The sequence below is a fragment of the Paenibacillus sp. J22R67 genome, from assembly GCF_059692175.1.
Genome location: NZ_JCAUAX010000009.1, coordinates 64,121 through 75,322, shown reverse-complemented (window position 1 = coordinate 75,322; position 11,202 = coordinate 64,121). Strand labels below are relative to the sequence as shown.

Genomic DNA, 11,202 nt, shown 5'->3' with positions numbered 1-11,202 from the left:
ATATAAATATAATATATATATTACCTGATTTATAGATAGATAAATAGCTTCCTATCATGTAAAAAAGGGCTAACTGATTAACAGTTAACCCTTTCGACACACATTATTTTGCCTCACTGACTACTTCTGTTGCGGGGGTTCTCCACCACCTTCAGGCGGCATTCCCATACCACCTCCGCCTCCTCTGCCCTGACCAGGGCCGCCGCCAGGACCGCCCATGCCTTGTCTTGCCTCCGTCACGCCTGTTTCCGACAACCACGTGATGACCGACGACTGTGTAAAATCGACTACCTTGGTACCTCCCTGGTACGTGCCTCCGTCATAGAGGCCACCAACTGTGGTACCTGTCGACGTACCGCCAGCGTATAACGTATACGCGGCATCCTTCTTGATGGCCGGGGAGCTGACGAATAAGGACTGATACGCTTTGGCTGGCGCATATGTCAGGATATCCTTGCCTTCACTATCCTGCAAATGAACCATCGCGCCTGCTTGCTGTGCTTTCGAGTACGTCATCAGGATGCCTGGCTGCGATGACTGGTCAGATGTAGCTTGCGCCATCCCGGAGCTGCCAGCGGCTACGAGAAATCCGCCTGTCATTTCGAACGTTCCGTCGTAATCGAGTGGTCCATTACTATTATCGGTTGGACCGTTAACGATTACAGTACCGCCGCTCATGGCGATTGAACCGTTCGCGTCCAAACCGTCGCCTTTGGCGTCGACACTTAAATAGCCGCCAGTAATCGTAAGCTTGCTGCTGGAGTTAGCGCCGGATTGAGACCCACCTGCTTGCGCGCCGCCCGGTTGACCTCCGCCTGGTCCGCCGGCACCAGCGGTTTCGCCATCGCCTGAGGATGCGTTCACGCCGTCATCACTGGCTACAAGGCTTGTATGGCCTTCCGAGATCACAATAGTCGGAGCTTCTATGCCCTCGTTGCTGCCCGCGATGTCGATCGTTCCGCCAGCAATGGCGACGGAGACATCACCATGAATGCCGTCATCGCCAGCACTGATGTGCAGCTCTCCCCCATTCACATGCAGCCCGCCGCTGCTGTGCAAAGCATCTTCGGCAGAAGTGATTTGGAAAGTCCCGCCTTCGATGGCCAAGTACCCTTCCTCACCTTCCGTATCGTTCGATGTTTTAATCCCATGTCCACCTGCTTCAAGGGTGATAATCCCATCTTGGATAGCCACCAGGTCGCGTCCCATTAAGGCATCGTCTGCCGCATGAATCTCCAGCGTGCCTCCTGTAATTTTCAACTTATCCTTACTAGTGATCCCATTGTTATAGTTTCCCTGTACGACAAGCTTCCCAGTGCCATTAATCGTAAGATCATCTTTGCTGAAAATCGCTGCATTCGGCTCATCCGTCGAGGCATCCGCATAAACGTACGTTTTTCCATCCGAAACAACGTTATTAGTTCCCTCTTGCAGCGAAATAATCGTCTTGCCCGCTTCCTCAACGTAAATCGGTGACGTACTGCTGTTGGAAAGCTCAGCCCCGTTCAGAACGATGCGTACCGTGCCCTTATCCTTCACATTGATGGCGATTTGACCGTTATCCAGCTTCCCGCTCACTACATAGGTTCCTGCTGCAGTAATGCTTATCTTGCTGTCTTTCACCTCAGCCCCTGACCCGGTGATGGTTGCGCCCGTCCCGTTCAACGCGATTGTAGTCGCATTCGAATTGCTCCAGTCTGTGTACGTGTCATCAGCATCATACTCGATTTTCTTGATCACATCCGTGCTAGCCGTCTGCGTGCTGGCCGTTGTTGCCGCGGCTGCTGTCGCTTGAGCTGTTGCCTCCGAAGTGGCTTGCGTACTCGCTTCTGTTGCGGATTGACTGCTGCATGCAGATGCTACAACAGCACATAATAAAACAACACCAACTTGTTTCGTTTTTAAAAGTTTTTTCATCGTCCATCTACCTCTCTCATTTAGTTTTCAGTTGTGGTTGGGTTCATCGTCAACGTAATATCTAGGTTCCCGTTCCTGCACCTGACGGCATCAAGGAATTCTTTTTGATTCGTGAGGTGGTCGATCGTAACCATGTAAACCAACTCGTACAAACTGCCGAGCTCCGTCGTTCTCACTTTTCTCAACTCATAGACAATGCCAAATTTTTTGAAAATCTCATCAAACGCTTCTTCATACCCCAGATTCTCTGGGATCGTGACCTTCAGCAATCTTTGTGAGGATTTCCTAGCGCCAAATTGAATAGCTTTCAGGAAAAACATGAGCAAGCAAAGGGCTACCGTGAACAGCGCCGCGTAACCGAAGGATCCAACACCACAGGCGAGTCCCGCCGCCATCGTAAATAAGACAAAAGCGATATCCTTCGGATCGCCGGGAGCGCTTCTAAACCGAATAATGGAGAACGCACCCGCAAGGCTGAAGGCTCTAGCAATATTGCTGCCGATCAGCAGAATAATGACGGCTATGATGGCCGGAAGCACAATCATCGTCAATGTGAAGCTTTGATTGTACATAGGCTGAGTTTTCATATAAGTGAAGCTGATAATTGCACCCAGCGCGAATGAAATCAGAATCGTTAGCAGCGCATGGACGAACGTTAAATCTGAACTTACCTGCGCCGAAGCCAAAATGGAATCTATCATCTTTCCATTACCTCCCCTGTGAGTTTCTTGTTTCGCATTTTCTTGTATTCATTGCCGTATTTCGAGAAGCTCGTTCGGAACATCTGGTGTTCCGACAGCATTTTCGATAGCCAGACTGGTATCGTTTTCTCTGCTTTCACTTCCATTAACCATTGCCCGCGGCCGATCAGCGATTCACCATAATCGCCATCCTCAAGCTTAAGGTCATAACGTCTAGAGCGGATATTTGTATCAAAAGTAATACGCAAATCCCGACTATTTTTGCAAAACATCGCGATCCGATCATAAGCCAAGTACACCTTCGGCTGTAACTCGTAACGTTGGAGAAAATAGTTGATTTCCTGAATAACCTGCTTATTCATATAAGGTTTGAGCTCCGGCACATCCCCTGTGCGGACAAAATCATAGGCTTCGTTCAGCATGAGCGCGGTTCTCCGCTTGTTCACTAGGCCGAATACCTTCTTTTTAAGCTCCAGGTACACTTTGCCGTCTTTTTCAGGAATCCCGTAGGCTCTTATTCGGAGTTTCTCCCTGTATTTCGGCTTCGCCAAGCTATTTCTGATTAAAGAATCGTGTTCGGTATCGTAATACATGTTGCTTATTGAATAGAACTTATCATTCTTGTTGTACTCATCGAGCTCCATATATGCCAGCAGATGGTTATATAACATGTAAAAAGCTTTGGTATCCATGAGATATTTATTTTCGTATCGGTTAAAAACTTCAATCGCCATGGCGCTACGCCCCTTTCTCATTTGTGAGTGCTTGCTGCTTCATGTCTGTATCTTAGCCTTCGAACCTTTAGTGAAACTTAAATGCGGGTCGGCATGTAAATTATTTGTTAAGACCTCGACAAATGATAAGATTAAGTTTGATTAAAGGTTCGATCCCTATAATGAAGTCATGCAATTGAGCTTCATCACACTGGCACAAAAGGGGAAACGAAAATGAGACTATTAATTGTCGAAGATGAGATCCATTTGGCTGAGGCTTTGGCTCAGATTCTAAAAAAACATCATTACTCCGTAGATACCGTTCATGACGGCCAGTCGGGGTTGGATAACGCATTAAGCGGCATATATGATCTGTTATTGCTAGACATCATGCTGCCCGAAATGGACGGCATTACCCTGTTGAAGACGATTCGCAGCAAAGGAATTGCGACTCCCGTGATTTTGTTGACAGCGAAAGGTGAAATTTCGGATAAAATCACAGGTCTGGATCACGGTGCTGACGACTATGTTGCCAAACCTTTCTCGACAGAGGAACTGCTCGCGAGAATTAGAGCGGCCTTGCGGCGCAAGGGAGAGGTTGTCGCGGAGGATGCTTTGAAATTCGGAGATATCGAACTGCATACAGGGACTCTCAAGCTGACGTGCAATGGGAAGGATCTTAAGCTCATTTTAAAAGAAAGTGAATTATTGGAGCTCCTCATGTCGAGGAAACAAGCGGTAATCTCCAAAGAACAGATCATTGAGAAGCTCTGGGGGTTCGATTCTGAGGTGGAACATAACAATGTGGAAGTGTATATTTCTTTTTTGCGGAAAAAACTCACTTTCTTGCAGGCAGCAGTCCACATAACTACGATCAGAGGCGTAGGCTACGTATTGGAGGCGACCTCCTAAATGTTCCGTAAGCTGCGCAACCGATTTCTTATCGTCAACCTAGTCATCATCACGTTCATTATGCTCCTGGCCTTCGCTTCCATCTATACGATTACTTATCAAAATGTGCGCAACGACATCGATATGGAGCTGCATCGCGTAACCGATTTCTACCACAAGCCTGATGGAGATAAGGGAGCGCTGCGGCCAGAGGGGAATCACCAACAGCCAGCGAATGACAATGCCGGTCCCCCGCCGGAACGCTCCGTCTCCTTCTTGCTGCAAGCGGATGAACAGTGGAATCTTATAGCCACGAACTCCCGTTTCGACATGGATACCGAATTCTATATCCTCGCCTTGCAAAAAGCCGCCTCCAGCAAGTCGGGTAACGGCCAATTTAATCTGGAAGGCACTACGTGGGCTTATTTGGTGCAAAAAAATGCCACAGGAAACTCGATCGTCTATCTAGACGTCACCGCTCAAATGAACATTCTTACGAATCTCATCTATACGTTCTCGATCGTAGGATTCATTATGCTGATCGTCATTTTCTTTACGAGTCGTTTTTTCGCGAATCGGTCCATCGCTCCAGTGAAAGAAGCGTTCAATAAACAAAAGCAGTTTATCGCTGACGCCTCTCATGAATTGAAGACACCTCTAGCCGTCATTAACACCAATGCCGATGTTCTATTAGCTAATAGCGATGATACGATTCACAATCAGGTGAAATGGTTGCATCATATCAAATCCGAGACCGAGAGAATGAAGACGCTGACGGCTGATCTCCTGTACTTAACCGAGATGGAGGACTCTAGGGTTGGCCTGATGTTTACGAACTTTAATGTGAGTGAATCGGTTGAGAGCGTCATCCTCACGATGGAGGCGATTGTGTATGAGAAGGATATCTCGCTAACCTATGAGATTGAACCTGGGCTAACCGTGCGCGGCAGCAGCGAGCAGATCAAGCAGGTGGTCATGATCCTGTTGGATAATGCGATCAAATATACCAAAGCGAAAGGATCGATTTCGCTCACCTTACAGAAGCAGCATAGCGATATTCTGCTCACAGTGACCAACACGGGCGAGGGTATCCCTTCTGAGCATTTGGCCAGGATTTTCGATCGTTTCTATCGCGCTAATCAATCTCGTTCGCGCAAAAGCGGCGGCTACGGACTTGGATTAGCCATTGCTAAATCTATTGTTGAGCAGCACAAAGGGAAGATTTACGCGAAGAGTGTGCTGAATGAGACGACTTCGTTTTATGTGCAGCTTTGATAAGAGAATAGGCTATCTCTTAGGTTTGGCAAGCACCTAGGAGATAGCCTATTTCATCCGGTTTAAATCTGGCACCACATTGTCACCATATCAATCCAGCCGCGATGCTCGGCTAGCCTGCCACTGACAACAGGATATTGCCGATACAATGTGACATCAATGGCGTTCAAAATTCAAAAATATTATTGGAGGATACGAATGAAAATAAAAATTGTAATTATTTCTCTTCTTATATTAACTTTATCTATTTCTCTATTTAATCTCTATCCTATTATAAAAGGAAGACAGCTGCAAAGGACTATTTAGAAAACTTGGTTCAGGGAAATTATTCTAAAGCATCCCAGTACCATGTAGATACAAATCAAAAAACTATTCTTGAACAAAGACTGCCTTCCTTAAAAGAAAACGGCGTGTTTATCAAAAGTTATAAAAATGTCACGGTGAACTCGGATGATGGTTGGATAACTGGAAAGGCTACTATTACTTTGACTGAGAACGGCATCGATGTTGAGTATCATGTTATATTATTTTCGATGGTAGTAGAGTGAACCCACTAGTAACCCGATTAGAAGAGCTTGGAAGAAAGCGAAAACTTAAATAAATAGTTATTGGTAGACAAATAGCATAAGATCGATGTGATACGTTACCTTTACTACTGAGTATGATTTAAGAGTAAAACACTCCATTCAAGGATGTCATGTATGGGGAACTACAGGGCGCTTTTTGTGCTAAAAGCAGACTTTCAAGCTCCCTGAACAAAAGTGTAATTTATCCGAAAAATTGAGGATTATAGTTACTTCTCATTCAAAACAGGAGATTATTTATCCCTTTTTAAGTTGCACTTAAGGATTTTAGTATACAATTTTTTCAAACTACTATCCTACTACTAAAGGAAAATAAATTAAATGATGCGTGTGGAAGCCTTATTCTCCTCTTTCCCTTTCATTTACACCGACCGATTGGTCCTGCGCCAAATGGTTGCCGAGGATGCTGAGGACATCTATGCTTTTTACTCCGACCCTCATGGGGAATTTCCTTTCATCCTTCAGAGTCGCGGCACATTATCGGAACCATCATTCTTATGCCTACTAGAGGCATGTTCGATGCAGATCACCGTTTTCCATTAACCGTTGGATATGATCTAAAGACCGATTATTGGGGCAATGGCATTATGTCTGAAGCCATGCAGGCCGTTATCAATTTTAGCAAAACACACATTAGCCCCAATAGAATTCAAGCGGAAGTTTACCCTGAGAATGTTGCCTCTCTGAAGCTATTAAAGAAGCTGGGTTTTCAAAAAGAGGGCTTATTGCGGCAGTATCTCATGCACGAGGTTACGAAAACCTTCCTTGACGTAGTTTTACTTGCGTTATTGATAAATTAGTGTGGGCTTTCGTGTATAAAGTGGTCCTGCTATGAGATATAGGCGATTGTATTTATCTTGCCTATCTACGCGGCATCGCCCTGATTACCCAAAAAAATTTAACTGGAAATAGTACACTTAATTCGATCAATTATGCCATTTTATTGGGGTTAGATGGAAATATTCCTGTTATTTTCTTACTTTTTTCATAAAAGGGGGCACAGCGAGGAATTAACTGGAGGAACTCCCGTTATTCAGCAAAATCCTTTCTCAGCCCCATTTTTAACTGTAGAAATTCTGTTATTTCAAAAAAGACATATAAATTCCTAGATAATGATAAAGACACCCCTCGCAGGGTGCCTTTTCTACTATTAAGATTGCTTCAGCGCGACGCTGGCCGAGCGGTTGGAACTGGTTGCAGCTCCCCCACTGACTGTGCTGCTGTAGGTGCTGGTTGTGACTCCGGCTTCACTACTACAGGTGCTTTCCTTGATTTCGTCACACTCTGCGCCGCGGCTGATCTTGGCTCTCCTGGGATCGCTACAGGCGCTTGTCTCGGACTCTCTGCCTGAGCTGCGGCAGCTGGCCTCGACTCCTCGACCGATGCAACGGGTGTAGGTTTTGACTCGCCTGCTCTTGATGCAGCAGCTGTTGAGCTCGCCTCTTCCGTAGTAGCAGTTGGCGGCGCAGTTGGTGTAACGGAGTCAGCAGACTTTGCATCACCGGCTGTTTCCGTTCCCGTCTTTTTATCCGTATCTGTTGTTTCTGTGCTTGTATTTGTCTTTGTATCTGTTGAATTTGTTGTGTCTGTTTTATTTGTCGTTTCTGTTGTCTCTGTTGCTTTCTGATCAATAGTCGGCGAGTTCGATGGAGCAGAAGACTGCTTATCGACATTAGCGTTCGTTAATGAACAACCGCTAATAATTAAAATAGCGGCTAACCCAACGAACGACCATCGGTACGAATTAAATTGAAACTGCTTAATCATCATAATTCTCCTTTTTAACTGTGACTTGCTCCCAGATAAATTAACATTGCCAGGTACGCTTACTGGGCGGGCATAGCTTTCTAATAATTGAATGAGCGTATAGCCGTAGTTCTCTCTTTTGGCTGGCTCAAGATAAGAAAGGGCTAAGGCATCGCTTGCAATCTCCTGATCTTCTCGCATACGTTGATTCGCGTACCAAAGTACAGGATTAAACCAATGAATAATCAATAGAAATTGCATGATCCAATTGATCCCAATATCATTGCGTTTACAATGCGCCAGTTCATGAAGAAAGATATGCCGGATTTGTTCCTGATCTAAGCTATTAATCACCCTCTGCGGTATAACTAACCGTGGATTCCAGAATCCAAATAGCGTCGGCATCGTCAATTGGTCCGATACGACTAGAGTAACCGGTTTATGTACCGACATAAGCTTTTGACATTGAGTGAACAACTGCAAGATGCCGATGTCTGTTATCGGACTCGTTTCTTTTGTTATTTTCAGCGCAAATTTACGGTTGATCACAAATGTATATAGCCCAAATAAGATAATACCAAGCAGCCATACATAGATGGAGTATCTGTACAAAATAGTACCTACAGAGTCCACAGCAGCCAATCCCTCTTGTGTTCCAATCTGAACCGCGGAGTCGATTTCGTGAATGCCATTAGAGTAAGATATCCAGTTGTAAATGCTTAAATCGCTTTCCAGGTCCCAGGGTAGGAGCAGTCGCACCATCACCAATAACCACATGAGATAGTGCCATCTAGGTTTTATTCGCTTATGCAGGATACGCTGGGTTAGCATGATCAACACTACCGTAATGGCTGCCATGACCGATACTGACAAAATCCACTCAAAAATACCCTTGAGGAGTTCATTGGTTTGGTTCACTTTCACCCTTTCCTTTCCTGTTAGTTGGATTTATTTTCGAGAATATTTTTTAGCTCTTTAATATCTTCCTCCGAAAGCTGTTCCTCCTTCAAAAAGTTAACCAGCATCGGCTTAAAGGCACCGCCATACATCCTTTTGAGAAAAGATTGCGTCTCTGATTTCACACACTCGCCCTCAGAAACTAAAGGGAAATAGGCATAAACTCTGTTCTCCTGCGTAAATGACAGGGCCTGTTTATGCGTTAACCTGTTGAGCAGGGTCCGAATCGTTTTGGGCTTCCACTCCGTCTGGTCCTGCATAGCTTCAATTACTTCATTAGCCGTACGTGGTGATTGATTCCAAAGCACCTTCATTACTTCCCATTCGGCATCCGTAATATGAGGGACAGTCTTCACATAGCTACCTCCTTTCCACATGGATTACAAATGTAATACTCACTCAGTATTACATTTGTAATCCATACTTGTCAAGTTCAACGATTAGTCATGAAATAGCGAAAAAACCACCCTGCAGAAGGATGGTTTTTCGTGGTCTTGTGTATATAGACTAATCATTCAATCCTTTTCCATCGAGAATTTTCTGCACATTTTTCTCCACTCTTGCCTCACGAGTTTTGGCTTGTTTGGGCTCAGAGAAATGAAGGAGATAGTTTCTTTGCCGTCCTGGCGTCAAAGCTTCAAAGGCTGTTTTCAAGGCAAGACTTTCATCAAGTTTAATTTGAAACTCTTCTGCAACTGGGAATTCTGTGTTCTTTTTAAAACTGACTTCCAGACCGGCCTTTTCAACTTCTATGGCTTCGTTAATATAGGCTTTCAAGATGGACTCCATGGCAACTATTTCCCGGACATGGGTGAACCGAATCTGGCGCGCCGCTTGTACATTCTCCGTTTGCTGAATGAGGATACCTTGGGCATCTTTTAGCAAAACTCCTTTGTGAAACAGAAGCGCACAGTAATCTTTAAATCCGTGTATGATAACAACGTTTTTATCCTGAACCGTGTAGCAAGGATGCATCCACTTGTATTCTTCGGTTAGCTGACAGTCAAGAACGATTCTTCTCAACTCCACATATTCTTCTTTCCATGTTTTGGCCTTACTAATAAATTCATCAACTTTAGGATTCAATTTACAATTTGTCATCCATGATTACCTCCGTACAACATCAACTATTATATGGTTTATCATATCACTCTAATCGCCGCTTTCAAAGGAAAACCCTATGCTAGAGGTCTCCGTGTTCTCTTGAAAATTTGTATTGACTCCTCAGATTAGAAGAAATACAATGTTACTTAATGTCAATGATAATGATAATTATTATCAACAATTTTATAAAAAAGGAAGGGTATGTAAAATGAATACAACAAGAAAAGCGCCTTTTAAAACTGTCCTACTCTCAGCTGCGTTAGTGATCTCATTAGTTGGTTGTTCTTCAGCCCAACAAGCAGGTTCAAGTGCAAGTCCGAGCGTAAGTCCAAGTGCAAATGCAAGTTCAACAGCTGTACCCACACCTGCAGCAAGTGCTTCGGCAAGTACTTCCCCTGATGCGACTACAAAATTTCCGATCACAATCAAGCATGCTTTTGGTGAAACTGTCATTGCAAGCAAACCTAAACGAGTTGCTACCATTCAATGGGCTAATCATGATGTGGTACTCGCGTTAGGCGTTGTGCCTGTTGGTTTCTCCGCAGCAAATTATGGCGTTCAGGATAAAAGCGGCCTTTTACCATGGACAGCAAAAAAACTTAAGGAACTTGGCGTAGATAAACCTAACGTTTTCCAAGATACGGACGGACTAGATTTTGAGGCTATTTCCGCTTCAAAGCCTGATGTTATTCTTGCGGCCTACTCCGGAATCACACAAAAAGATTATGAAACTCTTAGTAAAATTGCTCCGGTTGTCGCTTATGAAAAAAGCCCTTGGGTCACGACATGGCGTGAGCAAGTCCTGTTTAATGCAACGGGCATGGGTATGAAAGCAGAAGGCGAAAAGCTGATTAAGGACACCGAGGAACTGATTAAGAAAAAAGCTAGCGAGTACCCGCAAATCTAAGGTAAAAAAGTAGCATTTACCAACTTCTCAGCGAAGGATTTGTCCAAAATCAATATTTACACGCCTGCTGATCCACGCGGTGCTTTCCTGCTTGAGCTCGGCATGGTTTACTCCGAAGGTGTTAAGAAACAGATCACGGATCCCAATGCCTACAATTTGAAACTAAGCGCTGAGAATGCTGACGCCCTTAACGATGCAGATATCTTGGTCGGTTATGGGGACGATGCCTTATTACAAGCCATTAAAGCAGATCCTATTCTTAGCAAAATTCCTGCTGTTCAAAAAGGCGCTGTTGTGTTCATTGGTAACGGTACACCTCTGGCAGCTTCTGGAAACCCAAATCCGCTTTCGATTTCTTATACAATCGATGAATACTTGAAATTAATCGGTGGAGCGATTAAATAGAT

Annotated in this window: 9 protein-coding genes and 1 pseudogene; 4 read left to right on the top strand and 6 right to left on the bottom strand. The window is 44.6% G+C overall.

Annotated features, from left to right (window positions below; genetic code table 11):
* Window positions 1-120 precede the first annotated feature (120 nt).
* From AC58VC_RS27710 to AC58VC_RS27700, 3 genes are read right to left on the bottom strand one after another with little or no spacing between them, the layout of a single operon-like run.
* A complete protein-coding gene (locus AC58VC_RS27710; protein ID WP_497373441.1) occupies window positions 121-1,917 on the bottom strand; it encodes a carbohydrate-binding domain-containing protein in 1,797 nt (598 codons plus the stop codon).
* Between the two features lie 20 nt (window positions 1,918-1,937).
* Complete coding sequence (locus AC58VC_RS27705) at window positions 1,938-2,618, bottom strand: DUF4956 domain-containing protein (RefSeq protein ID WP_497373439.1); 681 nt, start codon at window positions 2,616-2,618, stop codon at window positions 1,938-1,940.
* On the bottom strand, window positions 2,615-3,352 hold the full coding sequence (locus AC58VC_RS27700) for a polyphosphate polymerase domain-containing protein (RefSeq protein ID WP_497373798.1): 738 nt from the start codon (window positions 3,350-3,352) through the stop codon (window positions 2,615-2,617). The genes AC58VC_RS27705 and AC58VC_RS27700 overlap by 4 nt, the downstream gene beginning before the upstream one ends.
* 213 nt (window positions 3,353-3,565) lie before the next feature.
* On the opposite strand from AC58VC_RS27700, the gene AC58VC_RS27695 reads away from it, so the two are divergent.
* The 3 genes from AC58VC_RS27695 to AC58VC_RS27685 all read left to right on the top strand — a co-directional run bounded on the left by AC58VC_RS27695 (window position 3,566) and on the right by AC58VC_RS27685 (window position 6,881).
* Window positions 3,566-4,243: a response regulator transcription factor gene (locus tag AC58VC_RS27695; RefSeq protein WP_497373437.1), complete on the top strand. Its 678-nt coding sequence runs from the start codon at window positions 3,566-3,568 to the stop codon at window positions 4,241-4,243.
* Complete coding sequence (locus AC58VC_RS27690) at window positions 4,244-5,497, top strand: sensor histidine kinase (RefSeq protein WP_497373435.1); 1,254 nt, start codon at window positions 4,244-4,246, stop codon at window positions 5,495-5,497. It begins immediately after the preceding gene.
* 1,030 nt (window positions 5,498-6,527) lie between these two features.
* Window positions 6,528-6,881, top strand: coding sequence for a GNAT family N-acetyltransferase (locus AC58VC_RS27685; protein WP_497373796.1), 354 nt, complete (start codon window positions 6,528-6,530; stop codon window positions 6,879-6,881).
* A gap of 361 nt (window positions 6,882-7,242) precedes the next feature.
* On the opposite strand, the gene AC58VC_RS27680 is transcribed toward AC58VC_RS27685, so the two are convergent.
* The 3 genes from AC58VC_RS27680 to AC58VC_RS27670 all read right to left on the bottom strand — a co-directional run bounded on the left by AC58VC_RS27680 (window position 7,243) and on the right by AC58VC_RS27670 (window position 9,885).
* Window positions 7,243-8,751 (bottom strand): M56 family metallopeptidase, encoded by a 1,509-nt coding sequence (locus AC58VC_RS27680; protein ID WP_497373433.1) that lies wholly within the window; start codon window positions 8,749-8,751, stop codon window positions 7,243-7,245.
* Window positions 8,752-8,765: 14 nt separating this feature from the next.
* On the bottom strand, window positions 8,766-9,140 hold the full coding sequence (blaI, locus tag AC58VC_RS27675) for a penicillinase repressor BlaI (protein ID WP_497373431.1): 375 nt from the start codon (window positions 9,138-9,140) through the stop codon (window positions 8,766-8,768).
* Window positions 9,141-9,291: 151 nt separating this feature from the next.
* The gene (locus AC58VC_RS27670; protein ID WP_497373429.1) at window positions 9,292-9,885 is read right to left on the bottom strand and encodes a YdeI/OmpD-associated family protein; all 594 of its coding nucleotides are present in this window, start codon (window positions 9,883-9,885) and stop codon (window positions 9,292-9,294) included.
* Between the two features lie 211 nt (window positions 9,886-10,096).
* Here AC58VC_RS27670 and AC58VC_RS27665 point away from each other — a divergent pair.
* Window positions 10,097-11,200: pseudogene (locus AC58VC_RS27665) on the top strand (iron-siderophore ABC transporter substrate-binding protein).
* The last annotated feature ends 2 nt before the right edge of the window (window positions 11,201-11,202 follow it).